Source organism: Streptomyces sp. NPDC002680 (genome assembly GCF_042889145.1).
Lineage (GTDB): Bacteria > Actinomycetota > Actinomycetes > Streptomycetales > Streptomycetaceae > Streptomyces > Streptomyces adonidis.
The window spans coordinates 464,190-488,640 of record NZ_JBIAQP010000005.1 but is presented as its reverse complement, the minus strand read 5'-3'; the positions used below and the strand labels follow the sequence as shown (position 1 = coordinate 488,640).

The window sequence follows — 24,451 nt, the reverse complement described above, 5'->3', positions numbered from 1 at the left end:
CTCGCCAGACCGGACCCTCTCACCCTCCGCGAGACGCTCCGTCTTGTCAACCTGATAAATTGCCGACATGGTCCAGAAACCCGCCCCCGACAGGCCCGCCCCCGACTCCACCCGCCGCAGCGAGAAGTCCCGCCGCGCCATCTATGAGGCCGCCCTCGCTCTCATCGGTGAGGTCGGGTACCAGAAGACGACCATCGAGGGCATCGCCGCCCGGGCCGGCGTCGGGAAGCAGACCATCTACCGGTGGTGGTCCTCCAAGGGGGACGTCCTCATGGAGGCCTTCGTCGATCTGAGCGAGCGGGCCTCCGAGGTTGCCCAGCCCGGGGGAGACTACGTCATCCCCGACACCGGTGATCTCGCCGCCGACCTCAAGGCCGTCCTGCGCCTCACGGTCGACCAGCTGCTCGACCCCGTGTTCGCGGTGCCGTCCCGCGCCCTGGCCGCCGAAGGCTTCGTCAACGAGGAACTCGGCCGCAGATACGTCGCCAAGCTGCTCAAACCCTCGCTCCAGCTGTACGTGCAGCGCCTGCGCTCCGCCCAGGAAGCCGGGCAGGTGCGGGCGGGCATCGACCCCCGTATCGCCCTCGAACTCTTCGTCTCCCCGCTCGCCCAGCGCTGGCTCCAGTACACCGGACCGATCTCGTACGAGTACACGGACACCCTCGTCGACTACGCCCTCCACGGGATCGCCTCGCCCGGCAGGTCTTCTGGCAACAAGGAAGCCCAAGACGGCTGAAACTGGTGGATGACAAATACTGCTAATCGACCGAAAAACGGCCGATCCGGCCCCCCGCACGCCTCGTCCCACCCACCCCGGATGTCGGCTCCGGCCTCCCGCAGCGCAGGATGGTGGGACCATGGAGCAGGCTGTCCGCACAACAGCGAGGCGAGGCGATACATGAGCGCGGAGTTCGGCGGTCGTACGACGGGCCGGCAGGGCAGGATCTCCCAGTGGCTGCGTGGACGCCGTACGGACGCCCACGAGGCCGCCGCCGGCGCCGAGCGCGGGCGCCGTGAGGAGCTGCTGCTCGCCGCCGCCCGGGCGGGACTGCCCCTCGCGCCCGCCGCGCACCCCTCCGCCTACCGGTGTTCCTGTGACCGCGTCGGCTGTCCCACGCCCGCCCGGCACCCGATCTCCTTCGCCTGGCAGACGCAGTCCACCACCGACCGCGCCCAGATCGAGCGATGGGCCCGGCATCAGCCGCAGGCCAACTTCATCACCGCGACCGGCATAGTCCACGACGTCCTCGACGTGCCCCTCGAAGCGGGGCGCGAGGCGCTGGAGCGGCTCCTCGGGGCCGGTATCGAGGTAGGTCCCGTCGCCGAGAGCGACGACGGCCGGCTGCTGTTCTTCACCCTCACCCGTGGCACCCCGGAGGACGAGGACGAGTGGTGGCCCTGCGAACTGGACTGCCACCCCGAGACCGCGGACGAGCATCCGGGCCTGCGCTGGCACTGCCGGGGCTCCTATGTCCTCGTACCGCCCGCCCGGTTGCCCGGTGAGCAGGGCGTGTACTGGGTACGCGGGCCGGAGTTCGCCCTGCCCGACCCGCTGAGCCTGCTCGAAGTCCTCACCGACGCCTGCGCCCGGTACGCCGGCGAGGAGCCCGACCACGCCACCGCGGCCTGGCCCTCCCGAGGCTGAACCCCCGCCGGAACAGCCGGAGTTACTCTCCCTGCGCCGCCGTCAGACCCTGGATGCGGCTCAGGAACTCCACACCCTGGCTCGCGGCGCCCTTGGCCGGGTCGATGACCGCCTGGTTCGACACGAACTCCAGGGTCAGCGACTGCTTGATCTCGCCCGTCGTCAGCGCCCGCACACTGTCGCTCGGCTCCGGGATCGACGTACCCAGCGCGGCCGTCTGCTTCTCGTAGTGGTGCGTGGCGAAGAAGACCAGCGCGCCGCCGTCCGCCGTACGCAGGCCCAGCGGGGCGAAGTCGTCCTTGCCGAGCGGCTCGTCGATGTACTGCGTGACGAGTCCGGGCTTGATGGCGCTCTTCTTGCGCTGCTCCACCCAGCCGCTCGTGTGCACCCCGGGCGCGAAGACGTCGCCGGTGCCGTCCTTCAGATAGGTCGCGTAGTCCGCGCTCAAGTCCTTGGGCGCGACGGCCAGTTCGGCCGAGTCAGCCGTCACCGGCTCCGCGAGACCGTCCTGGTCCGTCTTGAACACCGGTACGTCGTTCGGGGCGACCAGCGTCAGATACGCCACCGCCCACGGCTCGGCCACATTGCTGCGCGTGAACACCAGCAGCCAGCGCGCCTCGTCGCCCTTGTTGGCGTCGGCGTCCGCGACGAACCAGCGCGGCCAGCCCGCCTTCTTCGGGATCGCGAACCTGGTGTCCGTGAACTCCAGCGGTACGTACGACGGGTTGCCGGCCGGGTTGTTCTCGCGCCCCGCGTTCAGCCGGGCCGCGTCGATCGCGCCGAGGGCGCCGGTGACGTAGTCGGCGTCCAGGGAACGGTCGTACGCCTTGTCCGCCTTGTTGTACGCGGCCGTGAAGTCCTTCAGCGCCTCGGCCGCCTCCGCGCGGGTCGCCGCCGGGACCACCTCGCGCTCGCCGTGCACCACGACACAGCCGCTCGCGGCCAGCGACAATACGGTCACCGAGGCCGCGAGGAGGGCACTCCGGTCAAGACGACTTCGTGGCGTCCTTCGTGGTGTCCTTCGTGGTGTCCGAGGGCTGCGACCCCTGCTCAACCTGCTCATCAGCTGGCTTCACCTTCCCCTTCCCGGAGGCGAACCCTACCGGGGCGAGGAACAGCGCGAGCGTCGGGATCAGGTACAGCGCCCACACCGTGACCTGGAGGACGGTCGGGTCGGGCTGGAAGTTGAGGACGCCCTTGAGGAGGGTGCCGTACCAGCTGTCCGGCGGGATCGTGTCGCTGATGTCGAAGGCCTTGTTGTTCAGGCCCGGCAGCCAGTCGGCCTCCTGGAGGTCGTGGAAGCCGTACGCCAGGACGCCCGCCGCGACGACGACCAGCATGCCGCCGGTCCAGGTGAAGAACTTCGACAGGTTGATGCGCAGGGCGCCCCGGTAGAAGAGGTAGCCGAGGACGATCGCCGTCGCGATGCCCAACAGCACGCCGATCAGGGGGCCTTGGGTGCCGTCACCGGACGCCCGTACCGACGCCCACACGAACAGCGCGGTCTCCAGGCCCTCGCGGCCCACCGCCAGGAACGCGGTCGCGACCAGCGCGCCCGTGCCCATCTGGAGGGCGGCGTCCAGCTTGCCGTGCAGGTCGGACTTCAGGTGCCGGGCCGTACGCCGCATCCAGAAGACCATCCAGGTCACCAGGCAGACGGCGACGATCGACAGCGAGCCGCCGAGCGCCTCCTGTGCCTCGAACGTCAGCTCCTGGGAGCCGAATTCGAGCACGCAACCGAAGGCGAGGGCCAGCGTGACGGCGACGGCGATGCCGATCCAGATCGGCTTCAGGGCGTCCCGGCGGTCCGTCTTCACCAGATAGGCGATGAGGATGCAGACGACGAGACTGGCTTCCAGCCCCTCGCGCAGACCGATCAGATAGTTCGCGAACACGGCGCCTACGCCTCCTCGGTGAACAGTGCGCGGCCCCACCAGTCGTCCTTGTCGCGGACGCCCGGAGGGATCGCGAAGACGGCCGAACCCACGTGCTGGATGTACTCGTTGAGCGCGTCGGTCGCGAGATTGCGCTGCACCGGGATGAATCCCTTGCGGATGTCGCGCATGTAGGCGAGGAAGAACAGGCCCGCCTCCAGGCGGCCGAGGCCGTCGGTGCCGTCCGTGAAGGAGTAGCCGCGGCGCAGGAGCGTCGCCCCGTGGTTGGAGTCGGGGTGCGCGAGGCGGACGTGGGCGTCGGGCAGCATCGCCTTGAGGAACGGCTCGTCGCGTTCCTTGGCCTTGCCGACGGGGGCGCCCTCGCCCTTGTCGCGCCCGATGATGTCCTCCTGCTCCTGGAGGGAGGTGCGGTCCCAGGGTTCGATGTGCATCCGGATGCGCCGGGCGACGAGATACGAACCCCCGTCCATCCAGGCCGAGTCGGCGTCGGTGTCCGAGCCGTCGACCCAGACGAACTTCTTCAGCCGGGCCGTCTCGGTGCCCGCGATGTTGCGGGTGCCGTCCTTGAAGCCGAGCAGATTGCGCGGGGTCTGCGCCTCGGGGGTCGTCGAGGAGGTCTTGCCGAAGCCGAGCTGCGACCAGCGCACCGAGACCTTGCCGAAGCCGATCCGGGCCAGGTTGCGGATCGCGTGCACGGCGACCTGCGGATCGTCCGAGCACGCCTGCACGCACACATCGCCGCCGCTGCGGTTCTTGTCCAGGTTGTCGCCGGAGAACTGCGGCAGGTCGACGAGCGCCTCGGGCCGCCGCTGGGCCAGCCCGAACTTCTCGAACAGGCCGGGCCCGAACCCGATCGTCAGCGTCAGCCGGGACGGCTTCAGCCCCAGCGCCTCACCGGTGTCGTCCGGCGGGGCCACTGCGAGCCCGCCGTAGGCGCCCTCGCCGACCGTCTGTCCGGCGGTCATCCGCCGGGCGGCGGCCGTCCAGTCCTTGAGCATCTGGACGAACTCGGCGCGGTCGTCGCTCTCCAGGTCGAACGCGGCGAAGTGCAGCCGGTCCTGCACCGGTGTCGCGATGCCCGCCTGGTGGCCGCCGTGGAAGTCGATCGCGCCGCCCGTCTCGGCGGCGACCGTCTGCACGTCGTCGCCGCCACGGGTCGCCGCCACGGCCCCGCCGACAGCGGCGGCCCCGAGCGCGAGCCCGGCTCCGCCCCAGCCGATGAGCGCCCGCCGAGAGGTACTGCCCGCGGGGGTTTCGGGTGTCTCCGTCATGTCGTCCGCCATTTCGATGGGCCCCTCTTACTTCACGACGGCGGCGGCGAGCTTGGACAGCGGCTCGGCGAGAGCGTTCACCGCGTCGGAGAGCTCCTTGCGCTGGGCGTCGGTGACCTTGTCGTACGAGGTGAAGTCGTACGAGTTCTTGTCCGCGCGGTACTTGTCGAGCAGCGTGTTCAGGGCGGCGAACTGCTTGTCCAGCTCCGTGACCAGGGCCGCGTCGTTCTCCTTCGCGACGGGCTTCAGCAGCTCGTACGCGTCCTGGGCGCCCTCGACGTTGGCCTTGAAGTCGACGAGGTCGGTGTGCGAGTAGCGCTCCTCCTCGCCGGTGACCTTGCCGGTGGCGACCTCGTCGAGGAGTTCCTTGGCGCCGTTGGCCATGGAGGTCGGGGTGATCTCCGCCTTGCCGACCCGCTTCTGCCAGTCGGTGAGGTCGGTTATCAGCTGGTCGGCGAGGGTCTTGTCCGCGTCGGTGATCTTCTTGTCCTGCCAGAGGGACTTCTCCAGCCGGTGCCAGCCGGTGAATTCCTGCCCGGCTTCCAGACCGTCGGCGCGGACGTCGACCTTGGGGTCGATGTCCCCGAAGGACTCGGCGACCGGCTCGGTGCGCTCCCAGCCGATGCGGGAGGGCGCGTACGCCTTCTTCGCGGCCTCGATGTCGCCGTCCTTGACCGCCTTGGCGAAGACCTCGGCGAGCGGCACCGTGGCGTCCGCCTGCTCCTGCGCGTACTTGCGGTAGGCGGCGACCGCCTTGTCCAGGCGGGGGTCGCGCTTGGCGACCGTACCGCCGGTGGCCTTGACGGCCTGGCGGATGCCGTCGCCCTTCATTCCGGGCTTGCAGGCGATCGTGTAGTCGCCGGCCTTCACCTCGGCGGTGACCTTCTGCTTGGTGCCGGGGCCGATGTTCTCGCGCTCGGTGACGATCCGGTCGTCCGGGAAGAGGACGTAGACCTCGGTGACCTTGGAGCCCTTGTTCGCGATGTCCAGCTCGATGTGCCCGGCAGGGAACTCCTTCTTCGACACCTCGCACTTGTCGTCCGTCGCGGTGACGCTGATGACCCGGTCGCCGTCGCTCCCGGAGCTGCCCTTCTCCGTGCAGCCGGTGACGGCGGCCAGTGCCGCCGCGGTGGCGGCTGCGGTGACGACGGAGAGTCTGACGGCACGCATACGGGCTCCTGGGTGAGGGTGAGTGGCGAGAAATCGACGTGGCCGGGCTCACAGAAGTTTGGTGAGGCGGCCCTAACTTACCTAAGGCTTGCCTCAGTGATACCCGGACATTCGGTGATTCAGCTCTCACAGGCGCTGTAAGGCCACGCCACGATCACGGCAACTCAATCGCTCACCAAAGGGGACGTAAAGAATGCCCCATTCACAGGCAATGCACAGGTCAAGAATCCCGGACCGGCGAGATCAGGACAGCTCCGGTACGCGGATGCGGAAACACCTCGATGGCCTGCCGGTACACGTCCGACAGCAGCTGTTCCTCGAAGATCGCCTCGGGGGTCCCGTCCGCCACCACCCGCCCGGCGCTCAGAATCGCGACCCGGTGTGCGTAGGCCGCCGCGAGTCCGAGATCGTGCAGTACGACCACCACCGCGTCCCCGGCCCGCGCCCGCTCCCGGCACACCCGTAGCACCAGCTCCTGGTGACGCAGGTCCAGCGCGGCCGTCGGCTCGTCGAGCAGCAGCAGCGGCGCCCGCTGGGCGAGCACCCGGGCCAGCGCGACCCGGGCCCGCTCACCGCCGCTCAGCGCGGAGAACGGCCGCCCGGCGAACCCGGCCACCTCGGCGGCCCCCATCGCCTCGCCCACGGCCACGTCGTCCTCGTCCTCCCGCTCGGTCCCGGCCCAGGGCGCCCGCCCCATCCGAACGACCTCTTCGACACTGAACGGAAAGGAGAGCGAGGCGGCTTGCGGCAACACGGCCCGCCGCAGAGCGAGTTCGGCGGCCTGCCACTCACCGGCGTCCCGCCCATGAATCCGCACACCCCCGGCGGCGGCGGGCAGATCGCCGGCAATCGCCCCCAACAGCGTCGACTTCCCGGCCCCATTGGGCCCAACCAGAGCCAACACCTCCCCGGCCCGGGCGACCACATCGACACCTTGAAGCACCTCACGGACGCCAAGGCGAACATGCAGCCCTTCAACTTCGGCGAGAACGTCCCCCGGCTCGGATGGGGGAGGAGGGACCGGACGGGGGCGAAGAAGTCTCACGGCAAGCTTCCTTGAGGGGTTAGTGGAGCAGGGGGAACTGGAATCGAGCGGCATGGATCCCCACCCAGGGGCGCGGGGAACTGCGCGACAAGCCCCCACCGGCCGTCGGCCGACAAACAACCCCTCAAGCCCACCCCCCTTGCCGCCGCCGAGTCCTCCGAAGCAACCAGAAGAAGAACGGACTGCCGAGCAGCGCAGTCAGTACACCGAGCGGAAGCTCGGCGGGCGCGGCAACCGTCCGAGCCGCCAGATCCGCCGCCAGCAGAACCACCGCACCCCCAAGCGCACTGCCCGGCACAAGAAACCGATGCCCAGGCCCCGCAGCCATCCGCAACAGATGCGGAATCACCAGCCCGACAAACCCGATGATCCCCGAGACCCCGACGGCCGCCGCCGTCAACAACGCGATCACCAGAATCAACACAACCCGCATCCGCTCGACATCCACCCCCAGATGCCGCGCAGGCCGCTCACCAAGGGCCAGAAGATCCAGCCGACGCGTATAAAGAGGCGCGATCACCAGACCCACGACCGCGAACGGCAGCACCGCCACCACCTTCGACCAGGTCGCCTGCGCAAGCGACCCCAGCTGCCAGAACGTGATCTGGTTCACCGCCGCCGTGTCCGCGAAGAACAGGAACAGCCCGATCAACGCCCCCGCGAACGCGTTCACGGCGATCCCGGTGAGGATCAGCGTCACGACCTCCGTACGACCACCGGCGCGAGACATCGAATACACCAGCAGCACAGTGGCGAGCCCCGTCATGAACGCGACCGTCGGAATCGTCACCGTGCCAAGGAAGTTGAGGCCGAGCGAGATCGCCCCCACCGCACCGACGGCCGCGCCCGACGAGACGCCGATGATGCTCGGCTCGGCGAGCGGATTGCTGAACATGCCCTGCATCAACGCCCCCGCACACCCCAGCGAGGCCCCGACGAGCAGCGCGAGCACGATCCGCGGAAAGCGCACGTTCCACAGAACGGACTCGGGGACGCGCTCCAACTCGGCGCCACCGAGCCCGACCTTGTGCAGCACCGAGCCCAGCACATCACCCGTGGGGATCGGATACGCCCCGAGCCCGGCGGCGACCGGGACGAGCACGAGCAGCGCGCCGACGAGTCCGACGGTCAGCAGCCAGGTGCCGCCACGCACCCGGCGTACCGGCGAGGCCTCCTCGGCGGCATCAACCACCTTGTCCAGCAAGGTCATTGGGCCTCTCCGTCGCTGTCGGCGTACAGCTGGGCCACGATCGACTTCAGCACCTGGTCCGTACGCGGCCCGTAGTTGAGGAGCACACCGTCCTCGATCGACACGACCCGGCGCTCCATCCCGGCCGGGGTCTGCGCGACACCGGGGATCTCGACCATGCCGTCGATACCGCCGACGGACTCAAGTCCCTTGGTCATGACGAGAATCGCGTCCGGCGCGGCCTGCGCGAGCGCCTCGGTCGTAATGGCCGTGAAGTCCTTCTCGAGCCCCGAGTCCGCGCCCGCGTCGATCGCCCCGGCGGCCTCCAGGAGCGAGGTCGCCCCGGAGTCCTTGCCGCCGATGAGATAGACGGAGGCGGAGCCACGCAGATAGAGGAAGGCGACGCGAGGCTCTTCGTCACCCTCCGCACCCTCCGCAGACTGCGGAATCCCCTTGCGTACGGCGGCGATCCGGTCCTCGGAACGCTTCGTCAGCTCCTCACCGGCCGCCGGTACGCCGAGCGCGTCGGCGACCGCCTGGATGCGCGGGCCGACATCGCCGAGGCCCTTCGCCGGGTCGATGACGAGGACCGGGACACCGGCGTCGCGGATCTGGCCGATCGCCTCCTCGGGGCCGGTGGTCGTCTCGGCGAGGACCAGATCGGGCTTCAGGGAGAGCACGCTCTCGGCGGAGACGTCATGGTTGCGGGTGACGATCGGGAGCTTCTCCGCCTGGGCGAAGGTGGCGGTGATGTCCCGGGCGACGACCCGATCGCCGAGCCCGAGCGTGAACACGATCTCGCTGAGGCTGCCGGAGAGGGGCACGATCCGCTCGGCGGCCTCGACGGTCACCTTCTCCCCGTCTGACGACCGTACGGTGACGGGGAGTTGAGGTTCGGAAGGGTTCGCGAGGGGTTCCAGGCGATCCGCGGCGACGGCACTCGCGGCGGCCTTGGACGTGCCCTGTGGACTGTCCTGCCCGGAGCCCTGGGTGCCGACGCAGCCGGTCGCCGTGAGGGCGAGCGCGGACAGTAGTGCTCCCGCCAATCGCGTGCGCAAGCGTCCCACGGTGCCATCCGTTTCTCTTGGATCGTCTCGGACCGTCTTGGATTCTCTCGGCCCTCTTACGTTTCCGCTGGCCAAAGCTTAGGTTAGCCTTACCTTCGCTCGCTACTGGCAGTCGAATCCCGTCGGATATCGGAGGACACCCCATGCCCGCGCGCCTACGTGCCCTGGTGATCGTGTTGTGCGCGGCCGTCCTGGGGGCCTTCCTCCCGGCCGCCGCCGCGCATGCCGCGAGCCGTACCGTGCAGGGCGGCAGGCTCGACTGGGGCATCAAGTCGTCCTTCCAGAGCTATGTCACCGGCCCGATAGCGAAGGGGAGTTTCTCCCTCACGGGCGGCGCGGCCACGGTCGGCGGCAGCCAGTTCCGCTTTCACTCGGCCACGGGTTCGTACGACGGCGACACGGGCGTCTTCCGCGCGGGCTTCTCCGGCGGGGTCCACTTCGTCGGCCACAAGAAGGCCGACGGGACCTATCAGCTCGACCTGACGATCAGCCGCCCCACCGTCCGGATCTCCGGCGGCTCCGGCACCCTCTACGTCGACGTCACCAGCAAGGAGAAGGACACCGGGACGGTCACGACGTCCTCGCAGGTGCCGTTCGCCGCCCTCTCCCTGGGCGGCATCGACATGCGGGGCGGCGGCAACGCGGTCACCCTCAACAACCTCCCCGCCACCCTCACCGCCGAGGGCGCCAAGTCCTTCGCCGGGTACTACACGGCGGGCACCGCACTCGATCCGGTGAGCCTCTCGGCGGATGTCCAGGCGGCGGCGACCAAGCAGCCGACGACGACTCCGACGACCAAGGCCCCCACCGCCACCCCCTCCAAGTCCACGGCCCCGAAGGCGACTTCGGGCGCGATCAAGGACGGGGCGGTCGACTGGGGCGTCCGCCGGACCTTCCGCGAGTACGTCACCGGCGACATCGCCAAGGGCAAGTGGACGCTGTCCTCCGGCGCCCAGGACGGCGGCGCGCTCTTCCGCTTCCCGAGCGGCAAGGGCACGTACAAGGACGGCAAACTGACCGCGACCTTCACGGGCGCGGTGCGCTTCACCGGCGAGAACGGGCTCGACCTGGCGCTGAGCGGACTGCGGACCACGGTCGCCGCGAACGGCACCGGCACGCTGTACGCGGATGTGGCGAGCCCGGACTTCAAGGGCGCCGACGTCCCGCTTATCACCTTCACCGCCGCCAAGCCGGCCGCCAAGAACGGCCTGGTAGCGCTGACCGAGGCACCCGCGAAGCTCACCGAGCGCGGCGCGAAGGCCTTCGGCGGGATGTACAAGGCGGGCACGGAGATGGACCCCGTCTCGCTCGCCGTCACCCTCACCGACGACGCCGAACTCCCCGCCCTGCCCGACCTGGGCAGCGCGGGCACCGGGACGGAGACGTCCGCGACCCCGGAGGCGGCGGCCGAGTCCGCCGCACCGGACACGGAGAACGCCGCGAGCGACACCGGCTCCGACTCCGACGACGGCTCACCGCTCCTGCCCGTCGGCCTGGCGGCCGGCTCCCTGCTGCTGGCGGCCGTGGCCTTCGTGGTCGTCACCCGCAGGCGCAAGGCCCACACCGCCGCCGCTGCTGATGCGCCGGACGGGGCCTGAACCCCCTTACACCGTCCGCCGGTTGGCGGACCGTCCACCTAGGAGAACCACCACCATGTCCGCCACCTCCTCCAGACGCCCCCTCGCTCTCGCCGCCGCCGTGGCCACGGCGGTCGCGCTCGGCGCCACCGCGCTCGCCACGACGGTCGCCTCCACCGCCTCGGCCGCCGAAGTCCCGCTCAGCGGCTACGAGTTGACCTGGGGCATCAAGCAGTCGTACCGCACCTACGTGACCGGAATGGCGGCCGGCACCTTCACCCCGGCGGACGGCGCCTCGCAGGCCGCGAACAACGGGGCCTTCACCTTCACGGAGGGCACGGGGACGTACGACTCCACCGCCCACACCGTGAACCTCGGCTTCAAGGGCAGTCTGAAGATCGCCTCCACGCTGCACGGCTTCGAACTCACCCTGTCCGACGTCAAGTTCGACAGCAAGGCGGCGAAGATCACCGCCGACGTCACGAGGAGCGGCACCACCCAGGACGACGTCCCGCTCGCCGACGTCACGGTCACCCAGGCGATGACCGAGATGGCGACCAAGCTGACGGCGGAGGCGGCGACCGTCTTCGGCAGCTCCAGCTACAGCGGGGCGGCGGGCGACCCGCTGACGGTCGTACAGAGGACGCCGGAGTCCCCGAGCCCGTCGGCGTCCACGTCCCCGACCACGTCGACCTCGCCGTCACCGTCCCCGACCTCGACTCCGTCGGGATCGACCTCTGCCTCGGCCTCGACCTCGGCGTCCCCGTCCCCGTCGCCGTCGCAGAGCGAGTCGGAGTCCGCCGCGCCCTCGGCGTCCCCGTCGGACACCGACACCGCAGCCCCGGTGAGCGGTGACATCACCGACGGCACGCTGGGCTGGGGTGTGAAGCAGTCCTTCCGTACGTACGTCGTGGACGGCGTAGCCAAGGGCACGATCACGACCTCCGACGGCGCGACCCAGGCCGCCGACAACGGTGTGTTCACGTTCGTCGATGGCTCGGGCGAGTACGACACCGACGCCGAGACCCTCTCCGCCGCCTTCGCGGGCGCCGTGAACTTCAAGGGCCACGAGGACAACGGCACTTACGGCCTCGACCTCACCCTCAGCGACCTCAGGGCGACGATCGACAACGGCGCCGGCGAACTCACCGCCGACGTGGAGAGCCTCGGCGAGACGTCCGACGACGTGGTCCTGGCCGACCTGACGACGGACGCGACCGACCTCACGGCTGTGAACGATGTCATCACCCTGTCCGACGTGACCGCGAAGCTCACAGCTGCCGGTGCGAAGGCCTTCGGCGACTTCTACGAGACGGGCACGGAACTCGACCCGGTCGACCTGTCGGTCGCGGTCGCCGAGGGCGCCGAACTCCCGGGCGGCGACGGCGGATCGGACTCCACGGGCGGTACCTCTGGCTCGTCCGGCTCCACGGGCGGTTCCTCCGGTACGACGGGCTCGACAACCGGAGGTGTGACGGGCGGCGGCCTGGCGTCCACCGGTGCGGGTGTTCCGGTCGGGGCGCTGGGCACGGCCGCCGCGGTGACGGTCGCTGCGGGCGCGGGTGTGGTGCTGGCGGTACGGCGTCGCCGTACGGACGTCCAGGACGCGTAGTTGGTGACTGCTGCCACCTGGGTGTTTGAATGCGCGCGTGACTGATTACGACGTACTCCGCGTCTTCTGCTCGCCCAACGGGGGATACGGCAACGAGCTGGGCGTGGTCCGTGAGGGCTCCGTCATGCCGGAGCGGGACGAACGGCAGGCGTTCGCGGCGAAACTCGGGTTCAGCGAGACCGTGTTCGTCGACGACCCCGAGCGTGGAGTCATCGACATCTACACCCCGACCCTGCGCCTGCCGTTCGCCGGTCACCCCTGCGTCGGTTCGGCCTGGCTGCTCGACGTGCCCGAACTGGTCACGCCGGCCGGGCTGGTGGGGGCGCGGCTGGACGGGGAGTTCAGCTGGATCGAGGCGCGGGCGGAGTGGGTGCCGGGGCGGACGTTGCGGCGGTACGGGTCGGCGGCGGAGGTGGACGCGCTGGCGGTGCCGCCGGTGGGGGAGTGGGTCTACGCGTGGGCGTGGGAGGACGAGGCGGCGGGCCGGGTGCGGGCCCGCGGCTTTCCCGGCCGCGACGACGGGATCGAGGAGGACGAGGCGACGGGGGCGGCGGCGCTGCTCCTGACCCACGAGCTGGGCCGGGCGCTGAACATCACCCAGGGCAAGGGCTCGCAGATACTGACGGCGCCCCAGCCGATGGGGTGGGTGGAGATCGGGGGACGGGTGTTCCTGGAGCGCTGAGTTTTCCTCGCCCCCGCCGCCCCTACCCGTCCCATCCTTCTGGGGGCTGCGCCCCCAGACCCCCCTGTCGCGCTGAACGCGCTCGTCCTCAAACGCCGGACGGGCTGGAGGGTGCCGGCCAGGCTTGATCTTCAGCGCTGGCCGGGGCATTTCAGCCTGTCCGGCGTTTGAGGACGAGGCCGTTCAGGCCGAAAGGGGGGTCTGGGGGCGCAGCCCCCAGGGATGGGTATGGGTAGGGGCGGCGGGGGCGAAAACATTCAGGGGTGATGGTCACGCGGACATGGGGAACTCCTCGCCCAACGCCCGGAAGACCCCCGTGTTCAGGGCGAACGCCTTCTTGCACTCCGTCACGATCCGCTGTCGCTCCAGCTCGTCCACCGCGCCCCCCACCCCGTCCAGCAGCTCGCGATACCCCCTCTTGAACGCCGCCGGGTTCGTGATCTCCTCGAAGACGTAGAAGCGGACGCCGTCCCCCTTGCGGGCGAAGCCCCACGTCTTCTCGGCCCGGTCGCGGATGATCTGCCCGCCGGAGAGGTCTCCGAGGTAGCGGGTGTAGTGGTGGGCGATGTATCCGGCCGGCCACTCCCGGGCGCACTCGGCGACCCGGTCCGCGTACGCCCGCGTCGCGGGCAGTGCGGTGAGCGTCGCACGCCAGTCGGGGCCGCGGAGGTGCGCGAGGTCCTTCTCCAGCGCCGGCAGCCTCATCAGCTCGGGCTGGATGAAGGGGCCCGCCACCGGATCGGACGCCAGCCGTCCGGCAGCCGCCTCCAGGGCCTCGTACACGAACCACAACTGCTCGGTGTAGCGCGCGTACGCGTCCACGCCGAGCCTGCCGCCGAGCATGTCGCTCATGAACGTCGAGGTCTCCGCCTCCACGTGCTGCTCGTGCGACGCGGTGCGGATGACTGTCGAAAAGGAGTCCATGAGGCCTATCCTCTGAGGTAAGGCTAACCTAAGTCAATACTTTTACCGACTGGCTGTCGGCAAAAGCGTACCCAGAAAACCGGCCAGCCCGCCCTCAAGGAGAAGGCGGGCTGTTTGTCCGGTATGTGGACAGGTGGGGGGCAGTAGGTGGGTCAGGGCAGCGTGAGGATCTCCGCGCCCGAGTCGGTCACCACGAGCGTGTGCTCGAACTGGGCCGTGCGCTTGCGGTCCTTGGTGACGACCGTCCAGCCGTCGTCCCACATGTCGTAGTCGTGCGTCCCCAGCGTCAGCATCGGCTCGATGGTGAAGGTCATTCCGGGCTGGATGAGGGTCGTGGCGTGCGGGCTGTCGTAGTGCGGGACGATCAGCCCGGAGTGGAAGGAGGAGTTGATGCCGTGGCCCGTGAAGTCCCGGACGACTCCGTAGCCGAAGCGCTTGGCGTACGACTCGATGACCCGGCCGATGATGTTGATCTGCCGGCCCGGCCTGACCGCCTTGATCGCCCGGTCCAGGGACTCCCGGGTGCGCTCGACGAGCAGTCTGCTCTCCTCGTCCACGTCCCCGACCAGGTACGTCGCGTTGTTGTCGCCGTGCACCCCGCCGATGTACGCCGTCACGTCGAGGTTGACGATGTCGCCGTCCCGCAGCACCGTCGAGTCCGGGATGCCGTGGCAGATGACCTCGTTGACGGACGTGCACAGCGACTTGGGGAAGCCGCGGTAGCCGAGGGTGGACGGGTAGGCGCCGTGGTCGCACATGTAGTCGTGCGCCACCCGGTCCAGCTCGTCGGTGGTCACGCCGGGCGCGATGAGCTTCGCGGCCTCCGCCATCGCCCGCGCGGCGATCCGCCCGGCGATCCGCATCGCCTCGATCGTCTCGGGCGTCTGCACCTCCGCCCCGGTGTACGGGGTCGGCGCGGGCTTGCCGACGTACTCGGGGCGACGGATGTTTCCGGGCACGGAACGGATGGGGGACAGGTCCCCTGGTACGAGCAGCGACTGGCCAGACATGACAGCGAGTTTAACGAGCCCGGGTGGGGGACGATGAACGTGGTGAAAGGAGCGTGAGCCATGGCCCTGTTCAAGAAGCGCACGGTCGGTAAACCGGGGGAGTGGTACTACTGCCTGGAGCACAAGAAGGTCGAGGAGGGGCCGGACTGTCCGGGCAAGGACCGGTTCGGCCCGTATGCCACGCGGGCGGAGGCCGAACACGCGATGGAGACGGCTCGTGAGCGGAATCTTCAGTGGGAGAGCGATCCCAAGTGGCACGATGCGGTGGCGCGCGGCGGGGACGAGGACTGAGTTGGTGGGGGCGGTTTGTCGGCTGCGGGTGCGTTGTGGCTGGTCGCGCAGTTCCCCGCGCCCCTGAGTAGGTCAGATCGCCCTCTGTTTGGTGGTACTGCCAGTCTTCTCCCGTTGCTCCCGCAGGCGTATCGCGTGTTCGTTCGTGCGGACGTCGTAGCGCATCAGGGCCGGTAGGCACAGGGCCAGTACGCCCACGCCCGCCGCGCAGGCCAGGCCGCCCGACCAGATCGATGTCCGTACGCCGCGCCAGGCGGCGACGCCGCCCGCTCTGACCTGGCCCAGCTGGGGGCCGACCGAGTAGGAGAGCAGTTCGATGCCGGCGAGGCGGCCGCGCAGCTCGTCCGGGATGGTCTGGTTCCACATCGCGCCTCGGAAGATCCCGCTGATCATGTCGAAGCAGCCGCCCAGGAGGAGGAACAGCAGCACCAGCCATATGTTCCCGAAGGTCCCGGACACGGCGATCGCCAGGCCCCAGCCCGCCGCCCCGAGCACGACCATCCGCCCGTGCCGGTGCACCCGCGACGTCCAGCCGCTGGTGACGCTCACGAGCAGGGAACCGGCCGGGATCGCCGCGTACATCAGGCCCAGCGACCACTCCGCGTTCAACTCGTCCGCCAGGAACGGGAGGACTGCGAGCGGCATCGCCAGGAACATCGCGGCCAGGTCGATGGCGTACGTCCCCAGGAGTTCCTTGCGGTTCCACGCGTAGCGGGCGCCCTCCGCGATCGACCGGAGGGAGGGTTTCGCGGCCTCGTGCGAGGCGGGGGAGGCGGCCAGCCCCACGACGAACAGCAGGGACACGGCGAAGGTCACGACATCGACGGCGTACGCCCAGCCGAGCCCCGCGTATGCCACGACCACGCCCGCGAGCGCCGGGCCCGCGACCCCGCCGACCGTCCAGCGGAAGGAGTTGAGCGCCGCCGCGGCCGGCAGATCCTCATGGGCCACGATCCTCGGCATGAGTGAATCCAGCGCCGGCCGCTGCACCGAACCGAGCGCCGAGGTGAGCGCCGCGACGACGTACAGCGGCCAGATGAGGGGGTCGGGCAGTAGGGCGTTGACGAGCAGCGCGGCGCACAGCAGTCCCTGGCCGGCCTCCGTCCACAGGATCAGCTTCCGTTTGTCCGCCGCGTCGGCCAGCGCCCCGCCGTACAGCCCGAACACGATCAACGGGATCAGCTCCACGGCCCCGATCGCCCCGACCGCGGCGGCCGACCCGGTCAGCTCCTTCATCTGCACCGGCAGCGCGACGAAGGTCAGAAAGCTCCCGAAGTTGGTGATCAGCCCCGACAGCCAGAGCTTCCGGAAGTCGGGGGAGGCCCGCCAGGGGGAGAGGTCGGGGAGGAGGGCACGGAGCGCTGAGGTCACGTGGGGTCATGCTGTGGGGTGGGGGGAGGGAGGGGCAACCGGTTTATTCGGGCAGGGTTTCTCTACCAGCGGTTTCTCTACCAGCGTCTCTCTACCAGCGGGACGGCGGCGGTGCCGTCAGGACGTCCGCCAGTCTCGACAGCCGGTCACGGAACCGGCGCCGTCCTCGGACCACGGGCACCGAGTTCTCCCCGACCGCCGCGCTGACCAGGTGCTGCACCGTGTCCAGGTCCAGTTCCAGGCCCTCCGGCACCGCCAGCGACTCATGCGCCAGCGACACCAGCTCCCCCTCGCCCGACCCCAGCACCAGCACCTTCACACCACTGCGCCGAGCGTCGAGAACCCGCTCCAGCAGGCAGCCGTCCACCCCCTCCGGCGCCACCATCAGCAAGGTCTCGCCCCGGCGCGCCGCCTCGATCCGCCCCAGCCCGTCCGACCGTACGAGCGTCGGGGCCAGTTCGGGCGTCCCCGACCACGCCGCCTCGTCCACGAGATGGGCCGCCAGGTGCCACGGCTCGTACTCCGGCGTGCCCACCAGCAGCAGCCCGCCCCCGTACGACACCACGGAACCCCGTAACGCCCCCGCGAACCTCCGCGTGGCCCCCAACCACTCGGTTCCCGCGAGCACTTCGCGCAGCAGCGCGACCCGTACGGCGTCCATGACCGCGCATCCTGCCGCAACGGACAACTCGGGGCGCTCAATTCACAGTGTTTTCGCCCAACCTGGGTACGAACACGAATCACTGCCCTGACCACGCACTCATCTACCACGTAGGCACCTACTTACCGACTCACCGCCCCACCGAGGAGCCGCACATGACCGTCGAGACGAGCATCCCCTTCTGGTCCGGCCAGGAGGGCTACGCCAGTTACCGCATTCCGGCCGTCGTGGTCAGCCACGCCGGCACCGTGCTCGCGTTCTGCGAGGGTCGGGTCGCCTCCGCCCTGGACCACGGCGACATCGACATTGTGCTGAAGCGGTCCACGGACGGCGGCCGGACCTGGGGCCCGCTCACCGTCGCCGCCAAGAACGGCACCAACCTCGCCGGCAACCCCGCCCCCGTCGTCCTCGACACCGGCCGCATCCTCCTCGTGTACGTCCGGGCCTCGGGCACGGTCACCGAGAAGGACATCCTGCTCGGCAACGTCTCGGCCGCCGACGGCCGCCGTATCTGGGTCCGGCACAGCGACGACGACGGCGTCAGCTGGTCCTCCTCCGTGGAGATCACCGACCAGGTCAAGCACGCGGACTGGCGCTGGTACGCCACCACCCCCGGCCACGCCATCCAGCTGAGCGGCGGCCGGGTCGTCGTCGCCGCCAACCACACGGTCCCGCCCACCGGCGACGACCTGGGCAACGAGGCCAAGTACAACAGCGGCCACTGTCTGCTCAGCGACGACCGCGGCGCGACATGGTCCATCGGGTACCTCGACGAGAACACCAACGGGTACATCAACGTCAACGAGACCACCGCCGCCGAACTCCCGGACGGCCGCGTCTACTTCAACACCCGCAACGACTCCCCGTCGCCCGGCAACCGCGCCGACGCCCACTCCACGGACGGCGGCCGGACCCTCGTCAAGCCCTTCCGCCCGCAGGCCGGTCTGTCCGCCCCCGTCTGCCAGGGCAGCGTGCTCCAGTTCCGCGACCCCGACCTGCTCCTCTTCTCCGGGCCCGCCGATCCCGCCGCCCGCGCCCTGATGACCATCCGCGTCTCCACCGACGGCGGCACCACCTGGCGCCCGGCGCACACCGTGAACGGCCTGCCCGCCGCCTACTCCGACCTCGTCCGGATCGACGCCCGCACCGTCGGACTCCTCTTCGAGACCGGGGACTTCGGCCCGTACGAGAGGATCCCCTTCCGGAGGGTCCCCGTGACCCAGCTCACCTGACCCCATGGGCGCCCGGGCACGGACGTAAAGTCGGCCCATGACCTCTACCGACAGTGCACAGACCCCTGCCGAGAAGCCCGCTCAGACGCCGGCGAAGGCCCCGGCCAAGGACCCCTGGGACCTTCCCGACGTCTCCGGGCTCGTCGTCGGCGTGCTCGGCGGGACCGGGCCGCAGGGCAAGGGCCTCGCCTACCGGCTCGCCAGGGCCGGCCAGAAGGTGATCATCGGGTCGCGCGCCGCCGACCGTGCCCAGGCCGCCGCCGACGAACTCGGCCACGGGGTCGAGGGCGCCGACAACGCCGAGACCGCGCGCCGCAGCGACATCGTGATCGTCGCCGTGCCCTGGGACGGACACGGCAAGACGCTCGAATCCCTGCGCGAGGAACTGGCCGGCAAGCTCGTCGTGGACTGTGTGAACCCGCTCGGCTTCGACAAGAAGGGCGCGTACGCGCTGAAGCCGGAGGAGGGCAGCGCCGCCGAACAGGCCGCCGCCCTGCTGCCGGACTCCCGGGTCACGGCCGCCTTCCACCACCTGTCGGCCGTACTGCTCCAGGACCCGGAGATCGAGGAGATCGACACCGATGTGATGGTCCTCGGCGAGGAGCGGGCGGACGTGGAGATCGTGCAGGCGCTGGCCGGCCGTATCCCCGGCATGCGCGGGGTCTTCTCCGGGCGGCTGCGCAACGCCCACCAGGTCGAGTCGCTGGTCGCCAACCTGATCTCGGTGAACCGCCGCTACAAGGCCCACGCGGGCCTGCGCGTCACCGACATCTGAGCGGATGGGGGACACTGGACGGGTTTCCGTTTCCGGCAGTGTCCCCCCGCCCGGTGTCCCCGACAGGAGAGCAGTCCACATGCCCCGCCTCGCCCTCTACGCCCTGGCCGTCTGCCTGCTCGCCGTGGCCGCCGCCGTCGTGTCCTTCGTCCAGGGCAACCTGCTGGGGATCGTGTGGGTGCTGCTGGCCGGACTGTCGTCCAACATGTGCTGGTACTACGTCCGGCGCGGCAAGCAGACCCACGGATAAACCGAAGCCGGAGGAGTTTCACCGCTTCGGAGGAAGCTGCCGGGCTTTCCATGGAGATGCCGGTCGGCCGGTCATACCGTCCTTCGGGTAGACGGATCGCCGCGATCCTCACCGTGTCCGGCAAGGAGTACCGCACCCCGATGACCGTGGACAGCAGCCCGGAAGTCCAGGCCGTACCGGCAGTGCCGCAGCAGGCCCTCGGCGCCGCCGCCGCCCGCAACCTCGCCACCACCACCAAGTCCGCCCCGCAGATGCAGGAGATCACCTCCCGCTGGCTGCTGCGGATGCTCCCCTGGGTCGAGACCAAGGGCGGCGCCTACCGGGTCAACCGGCGGCTCAGGCACACCGTCGGCGACGGGCGCATCGACTTCGTCCAGGACGGCGCCACGGTCCGGGTGATCCCCCGCGAACTCGGTGAACTGGCCCTGCTGCGGGGCTTCGACGACGTGGACGTCCTGACCACCCTCGCCGAACGCTGTGTGCAGCGCGACTTCGCCGCCGGTGAGGTCCTCGTCGAGCGCGGCAGCCCGGCGGACCGGATCCATCTGATCGCCCACGGCCGCGTCAGCCAGTCCGGCGAGGGCCCGTACGGTGGGGCGATCACCATCGCGGTACTCGCGGACGGCGACCGCTTCGGCGAGAACGCCCTGCTGGACTCCGACGCCCGCCACGACTGCACGGTCACCGCCGAGACCTCCGGCACCCTCCTCACGCTCTCCCGCGCCGACTTCGCCGCCGTACGGGAGGCCGCGCCCGGCCTGCAGGCCCACATCGAGGCGTTCGGCTCCGCCGCACGGCAGCCGCAGAACAAACACGGCGAGGCCGCGATCGCCCTGTCGGCCGGCCACACCGGCGAGGTCGACCTGCCGGCCACCTTCGTCGACTACGAGCTGAAGCCGCGCGAGTACGAACTCTCCGTCGCCCAGACCGTCCTGAGGATCCACACGCGGGTCGCCGACCTCTACAACGGGCCGATGAACCAGTCCGAGGAGCAACTCCGGCTCACCATCGAGGCGTTGCGTGAGCGGCAGGAGCACGAGCTGATCAACAACCCCGAGTTCGGGCTGCTCCACAACGCCGACTTCAAGCAGCGCATCCAGACGCACTCCGGCCCGCCGACCCCGGACGACATGGACGACCTGCTCTGCCGCCGCCGCGGCACCAAGCTCTTCCTCGCCCACCCGAGGACGATCGCCGCGATCGGACGCGGCTTCAACGCCTACGGCCTCTACCCGGACCACGTCGACCTCGGCGGGCAGTCGGTCCCGGCCTGGCGCGGGGTCCCGATCCTGCCCTGCAACAAGATCCCGATCAGCCGGGAACAGACCAGCTCCATCATCGCGATGCGCACGGGCGAGGAGAACCAGGGCGTCATCGGCCTGCGGCAGACAGACCTGCCGGACGAGGTCGAGCCTGGCCTCTCCGCGCGATTCATGGGCATCAACGAGCAGGCCGTCATCTCCTATCTCGTCAGCACGTACTACTCCGCCGCGGTCCTCCTGCCCGACGCGCTCGGAGTGCTGGAGAACGTGCAGATCGCCCGCACGCGGGACTGACGGCGCGCCGCGTCGAACAGATCGACGCCCCCGCTCGTCCCCCCACATCAAGGAGCAACAGATGCCCGACACCGGGCCCCTCGGACCACCCGTGCCCGAGCGGCGGCCGGGGCCGTCCACCACCACGCCGGTCCTGCCCGCCAAGCCTCCCGAACCCGTCGTCCCCCCGCTCCTCGGCGGGCCGACCGGTCTGGGAACGGCCTCGCTGTCCCTGGCCAGTGCACCGAGTCCACCGGCAGCACCTCCACCTCCCGTACCTTCACCTACCGTACCTTCACCTCCCGTACCCGTCGTCGAGCGGCGGGTCCTGGGCGGGCCGACCGGTCTGGGGACGGCGTCGCTGTCCCTGGCCCGCACACCCGACCCGGTGCTCCCCGCTCCCGCTCCACCCGCCGAGGGCAAGGCCGTTCCCGGCCTGTACCACCACTCCGTCCCGGAGCCCGACCCGGTGCGCGTCGAGGAGGTGAGCCGCCGGATCAAACGCTGGGCCGAGGACGAGGTCCAGCTCTACCCCGAGGAGTGGGAAGGCGAGTTCGACGGCTTCTCCGTCGGGCGGTACATGGTCGGCTGCCACCCCGACGCACCCACCGTGGATCATCTGATGATCGCCACCCGGCTGATGGTCGCGGAGAACGCCGTCGACGACTGCTACTGCGAGGACCACGGCGGTTCACCCGTCGGTCTCGGCGGCCGTCTCCTTCTCGCGCACACCGCGCTCGACCCGCTCCACACCACCCCGGAGTACACGCCGGAGTGGCAGACGTCGCTCGGCTCGGATCCGCCGCGGCGTGCCTATCGCAGCGCGATGGACCACTTCGTCCGCGCGGCCACGCCCTCCCAGGCCGACCGCTTCCGGCACGACATGGCCCGGCTGCACATGGGGTATCTCGCCGAGGCGGCCTGGGCCGAGACCGACTATGTCCCGGAGGTGTGGGAGTACCTGGCGATGCGCCAGTTCAACAACTTCCGCCCCTGCCCCACCATCACCGACACCGTCGGAGGCTACGAGCTCCCGGCGGACCTGCACGCACAGCCGGAGACACAGCGGGTCATCGCGCTGGCCGGGAACGCGACCACCATCGTCAACGACCTGTACTCGTACACCAAGGAACTGGCCAGTCCCGGCCGGCACCTGAACCTGCCCGTGGTGATCGCGGAACGCGAACGGCTCTCCGAGCGCGACGCGTATCTCAAGGCGGTCGAGGTCCACAACGACCTGATGCACGCCTTCGAGGCGGCAGCGGCCGACCTGGCCGCAGCCTGCCCCCTGCCCGTCATGGCGCGCTTCCTCAAGGGCGTGGCCGCCTGGGTCGACGGCAACCACGACTGGCACCGCACCAACACCTACCGCTACACCCTGCCCGACTTCTGGTAATCGAACGGACGAACGGAAGCCTCTGTGACCACGGATATCACCCCCGCACTCTCCACGATGATCCCGGCCCCGGCGACCCCCTATCAGGGGGACATCGCCCGGTACTGGAACAGCGAGGCGAGGCCGGTGAACCTGCGCCTCGGTGACGTGGACGGGCTGTACCACCATCACTACGGCATCGGCGCCGTCGACCACACCGCGCTCGGCGACCCGGAGGACAGTGAGTACGAGAAGAGGCTGATCGCCGAGCTGCACCGGCTGGAGTCCGCCCAGGCCGAGGTCCTCCTGGACCACCTGGGCCCCGTCACGGCCGCCGACACCCTCGTCGACGCCGGGTGCGGTCGCGGCGGCTCCATGGTCATGGCCCACCAGCGCTTCGGCTGCAAGGTCGAGGGCGTCACGCTCTCCGCCACACAGGCCGAGTTCGGCAACGGGCGGGCACGGGAGCTGCGTATCCAGGACCACGTCCGCTCCCGCGTGTGCAACATGCTCGACACGCCCTTCGAGAAGGGTGCCGTCACCGCCTCCTGGAACAACGAGTCGACCATGTACGTCGACCTGCACGACCTGTTCGCCGAGCACTCCCGCTTCCTCAAGGTGGGCGGCCGGTACGTGACCATCACCGGCTGCTGGAACCCCCGTTACGGCCAGCCGTCGAAGTGGGTCTCGCAGATCAACGCCCACTTCGAGTGCAACATCCACTCCCGTCGTGAGTACCTGCGGGCCATGGCCGACAACCGGCTCGTGCCCCAGACCGTGATCGACCTGACTCCCGACACCCTGCCGTACTGGGAACTGCGGGCCACGTCCTCGCTGGTCACCGGGATCGAGGAGGCGTTCATCGAGTCCTACCGGGACGGTTCCTTCCAGTACGTGCTGATCGCGGCCGACCGCGTCTGAACGGACACCCGCAGACGCCCGGGGACGAAGCCCCGTCCACCCCGAGGGGAGTGGCCGGGGCTTCGACGTTTCCGCGGGTCAGGGTGTGCAGCCGATGTTCGGGCCATTGTCCCGAAGGAAGCTGAACACAGAGTTGTACAAGTACTGACCGCAGTACGTGTCGAACTGGTCGATCCCCAGACCGCGCAGCACCGAATCGATCACGTCGAAGAACGCGCTGTTCACCGCGGGGAGCCACAGCACCGCGAACACGAACAGCAGCCCGAACGGTGCGAACGGCTCCACCTGGCGCTTGATCTTGTACGACAGCCAGGGCTCGATGACCCCGTAGCCGTCGAGCCCGGGTACGGGAAGGAAGTTCAGGATCGCGGCGGTCACCTGGAGAAGAGCCAGGAAGGCGAGCGCGAACCGGAACTCCGCCGGCACCCCGTCCAGCGCGTCCAGCCAGAACGGCGCCGTGCACACCACCGCGAACAGGACGTTGGTCAGCGGCCCGGCGGCCGAGATCAGACTGTGCTTCCAGCGGCCGTGGATGCGCCCGCGCTCGATGAAGACGGCACCGCCGGGCAGCCCGATCCCACCCATGATCACGAAGATCACCGGCAGGACGATGCTGAGCAGGGCGTGTGTGTACTTGAGCGGGTTGAGGGTGAGGTAGCCCTTCTCGCCGACCGAGATGTCACCGCTGTGCAGGGCGGTGCGGGCGTGCGCGTACTCGTGCAGACAGAGGGACACGATCCACGCGGCCGTCACGAACAGGAACACGGCGACACCGGGCTGCTCGGCGAACCCGGTCCAGGTGGCCCAGCCCGTGACCGCCGTGACGGCCAGAATCCCGACGAAGACCGGGCTGATCCGCCGGTCGCTGTTGCGGGTGGTGGCGGTGGTCATGGGGCGGGGCTCCTGGGTGACGTGGTGGAAGGAACGGCTTGTGCGGCCGGGACGACGGTACC

The 24,451-nt window shown here is 69.8% G+C and carries 25 protein-coding genes and 1 pseudogene; 13 read left to right on the top strand and 13 right to left on the bottom strand.

Annotated features, from left to right (window positions below; genetic code table 11):
• Window positions 1-67 precede the first annotated feature (67 nt).
• Window positions 68-736, top strand: coding sequence for a TetR/AcrR family transcriptional regulator (locus ACFYXF_RS16925; RefSeq protein WP_389350319.1), 669 nt, complete (start codon window positions 68-70; stop codon window positions 734-736).
• A 162-nt stretch (window positions 737-898) separates the two neighbouring features.
• Window positions 899-1,645: a bifunctional DNA primase/polymerase gene (locus ACFYXF_RS16920; protein WP_389350318.1), complete on the top strand. Its 747-nt coding sequence runs from the start codon at window positions 899-901 to the stop codon at window positions 1,643-1,645.
• 22 nt (window positions 1,646-1,667) lie between these two features.
• Here ACFYXF_RS16920 and ACFYXF_RS16915 read toward each other — a convergent pair whose 3' ends face one another.
• The 7 genes from ACFYXF_RS16915 to ACFYXF_RS16885 form a co-directional block, all read right to left on the bottom strand.
• Window positions 1,668-2,708, bottom strand: a complete 1,041-nt coding sequence (locus tag ACFYXF_RS16915) for a hypothetical protein (RefSeq protein ID WP_389350317.1) — start codon at window positions 2,706-2,708, stop codon at window positions 1,668-1,670.
• On the bottom strand, window positions 2,632-3,540 hold the full coding sequence (efeU, locus tag ACFYXF_RS16910; protein ID WP_389350316.1) for an iron uptake transporter permease EfeU: 909 nt from the start codon (window positions 3,538-3,540) through the stop codon (window positions 2,632-2,634). Before efeU ends, ACFYXF_RS16915 begins: the two co-directional genes overlap by 77 nt.
• A gap of 5 nt (window positions 3,541-3,545) precedes the next feature.
• Window positions 3,546-4,811: an iron uptake transporter deferrochelatase/peroxidase subunit gene (gene efeB, locus ACFYXF_RS16905; protein ID WP_389350315.1), complete on the bottom strand. Its 1,266-nt coding sequence runs from the start codon at window positions 4,809-4,811 to the stop codon at window positions 3,546-3,548.
• Window positions 4,812-4,838: 27 nt separating this feature from the next.
• Window positions 4,839-5,981: an iron uptake system protein EfeO gene (efeO, locus tag ACFYXF_RS16900; RefSeq protein ID WP_389350314.1), complete on the bottom strand. Its 1,143-nt coding sequence runs from the start codon at window positions 5,979-5,981 to the stop codon at window positions 4,839-4,841.
• 220 nt (window positions 5,982-6,201) lie between these two features.
• Window positions 6,202-7,080, bottom strand: a complete 879-nt coding sequence (locus tag ACFYXF_RS16895) for a heme ABC transporter ATP-binding protein (RefSeq protein WP_389350313.1) — start codon at window positions 7,078-7,080, stop codon at window positions 6,202-6,204.
• A gap of 70 nt (window positions 7,081-7,150) precedes the next feature.
• Window positions 7,151-8,236, bottom strand: coding sequence for a FecCD family ABC transporter permease (locus ACFYXF_RS16890; RefSeq protein WP_389350312.1), 1,086 nt, complete (start codon window positions 8,234-8,236; stop codon window positions 7,151-7,153).
• Window positions 8,233-9,273, bottom strand: coding sequence for a hemin ABC transporter substrate-binding protein (locus tag ACFYXF_RS16885; protein ID WP_389350311.1), 1,041 nt, complete (start codon window positions 9,271-9,273; stop codon window positions 8,233-8,235). Before ACFYXF_RS16885 ends, ACFYXF_RS16890 begins: the two co-directional genes overlap by 4 nt.
• 152 nt (window positions 9,274-9,425) lie before the next feature.
• On the opposite strand from ACFYXF_RS16885, the gene ACFYXF_RS16880 reads away from it, so the two are divergent.
• Together ACFYXF_RS16880 and ACFYXF_RS16875 are read left to right on the top strand one after the other, a co-directional pair.
• Window positions 9,426-10,880, top strand: a complete 1,455-nt coding sequence (locus ACFYXF_RS16880) for an HtaA domain-containing protein (protein ID WP_389350310.1) — start codon at window positions 9,426-9,428, stop codon at window positions 10,878-10,880.
• A pseudogene (locus ACFYXF_RS16875) lies at window positions 10,861-11,481 on the top strand (HtaA domain-containing protein); the annotation flags it as partial. The gene ACFYXF_RS16880 and the pseudogene ACFYXF_RS16875, both read left to right, overlap by 20 nt.
• On the opposite strand, the gene ACFYXF_RS16870 reads toward ACFYXF_RS16875, so the two are convergent.
• Entirely contained in the window at window positions 11,460-11,729 is a 270-nt protein-coding gene (locus tag ACFYXF_RS16870; RefSeq protein WP_389350377.1) for a hypothetical protein, read from the bottom strand. The pseudogene ACFYXF_RS16875 and the gene ACFYXF_RS16870 overlap by 22 nt on opposite strands.
• Between ACFYXF_RS16870 and ACFYXF_RS16865 the strand changes: the two genes are divergently transcribed.
• Both ACFYXF_RS16865 and ACFYXF_RS16860 read left to right on the top strand, forming a co-directional pair.
• On the top strand, window positions 11,704-12,471 hold the full coding sequence (locus ACFYXF_RS16865; RefSeq protein WP_389350376.1) for an HtaA domain-containing protein: 768 nt from the start codon (window positions 11,704-11,706) through the stop codon (window positions 12,469-12,471). The genes ACFYXF_RS16870 and ACFYXF_RS16865 overlap by 26 nt on opposite strands.
• 37 nt (window positions 12,472-12,508) lie before the next feature.
• A complete protein-coding gene (locus ACFYXF_RS16860; protein ID WP_389350309.1) occupies window positions 12,509-13,153 on the top strand; it encodes a PhzF family phenazine biosynthesis protein in 645 nt (214 codons plus the stop codon).
• Between the two features lie 270 nt (window positions 13,154-13,423).
• Here ACFYXF_RS16860 and ACFYXF_RS16855 read toward each other — a convergent pair whose 3' ends face one another.
• Window positions 13,424-14,077: a heme oxygenase (biliverdin-producing) gene (locus tag ACFYXF_RS16855; RefSeq protein WP_389350308.1), complete on the bottom strand. Its 654-nt coding sequence runs from the start codon at window positions 14,075-14,077 to the stop codon at window positions 13,424-13,426.
• Window positions 14,078-14,229: 152 nt separating this feature from the next.
• Window positions 14,230-15,087 (bottom strand): type I methionyl aminopeptidase, encoded by an 858-nt coding sequence (map, locus tag ACFYXF_RS16850; RefSeq protein ID WP_369030813.1) that lies wholly within the window; start codon window positions 15,085-15,087, stop codon window positions 14,230-14,232.
• Between the two features lie 60 nt (window positions 15,088-15,147).
• On the opposite strand from map, the gene ACFYXF_RS16845 reads away from it, so the two are divergent.
• On the top strand, window positions 15,148-15,378 hold the full coding sequence (locus ACFYXF_RS16845; protein WP_389350307.1) for a hypothetical protein: 231 nt from the start codon (window positions 15,148-15,150) through the stop codon (window positions 15,376-15,378).
• A 72-nt stretch (window positions 15,379-15,450) separates the two neighbouring features.
• Here ACFYXF_RS16845 and ACFYXF_RS16840 read toward each other — a convergent pair whose 3' ends face one another.
• Entirely contained in the window at window positions 15,451-16,749 is a 1,299-nt protein-coding gene (locus ACFYXF_RS16840) for an MFS transporter (RefSeq protein ID WP_389350306.1), read from the bottom strand.
• A gap of 91 nt (window positions 16,750-16,840) precedes the next feature.
• Window positions 16,841-17,410, bottom strand: coding sequence for a hypothetical protein (locus ACFYXF_RS16835; protein ID WP_389350305.1), 570 nt, complete (start codon window positions 17,408-17,410; stop codon window positions 16,841-16,843).
• Between the two features lie 155 nt (window positions 17,411-17,565).
• Here ACFYXF_RS16835 and ACFYXF_RS16830 point away from each other — a divergent pair, with 155 nt between their 5' ends.
• The 6 genes from ACFYXF_RS16830 to ACFYXF_RS16805 all read left to right on the top strand — a co-directional run bounded on the left by ACFYXF_RS16830 (window position 17,566) and on the right by ACFYXF_RS16805 (window position 23,498).
• Complete coding sequence (locus ACFYXF_RS16830) at window positions 17,566-18,642, top strand: exo-alpha-sialidase (RefSeq protein ID WP_389350304.1); 1,077 nt, start codon at window positions 17,566-17,568, stop codon at window positions 18,640-18,642.
• A gap of 37 nt (window positions 18,643-18,679) precedes the next feature.
• Window positions 18,680-19,417 (top strand): NADPH-dependent F420 reductase, encoded by a 738-nt coding sequence (gene npdG, locus ACFYXF_RS16825; RefSeq protein ID WP_389350303.1) that lies wholly within the window; start codon window positions 18,680-18,682, stop codon window positions 19,415-19,417.
• A gap of 4 nt (window positions 19,418-19,421) precedes the next feature.
• Window positions 19,422-19,667 carry a hypothetical protein gene (locus ACFYXF_RS16820; protein ID WP_389350302.1) on the top strand — a complete coding sequence of 82 codons (246 nt, stop codon included), beginning with the start codon at window positions 19,422-19,424 and terminating at the stop codon, window positions 19,665-19,667.
• A gap of 140 nt (window positions 19,668-19,807) precedes the next feature.
• Window positions 19,808-21,223, top strand: coding sequence for a family 2B encapsulin nanocompartment shell protein (locus ACFYXF_RS16815; RefSeq protein WP_389350375.1), 1,416 nt, complete (start codon window positions 19,808-19,810; stop codon window positions 21,221-21,223).
• A gap of 61 nt (window positions 21,224-21,284) precedes the next feature.
• On the top strand, window positions 21,285-22,598 hold the full coding sequence (locus tag ACFYXF_RS16810) for a family 2 encapsulin nanocompartment cargo protein terpene cyclase (RefSeq protein WP_389350301.1): 1,314 nt from the start codon (window positions 21,285-21,287) through the stop codon (window positions 22,596-22,598).
• A gap of 57 nt (window positions 22,599-22,655) precedes the next feature.
• Window positions 22,656-23,498 (top strand): geranyl diphosphate 2-C-methyltransferase, encoded by an 843-nt coding sequence (locus tag ACFYXF_RS16805; RefSeq protein ID WP_389350374.1) that lies wholly within the window; start codon window positions 22,656-22,658, stop codon window positions 23,496-23,498.
• Window positions 23,499-23,576: 78 nt separating this feature from the next.
• On the opposite strand, the gene ACFYXF_RS16800 is transcribed toward ACFYXF_RS16805, so the two are convergent.
• A complete protein-coding gene (locus ACFYXF_RS16800; protein WP_389350299.1) occupies window positions 23,577-24,389 on the bottom strand; it encodes a site-2 protease family protein in 813 nt (270 codons plus the stop codon).
• Window positions 24,390-24,451 lie beyond the last annotated feature (62 nt).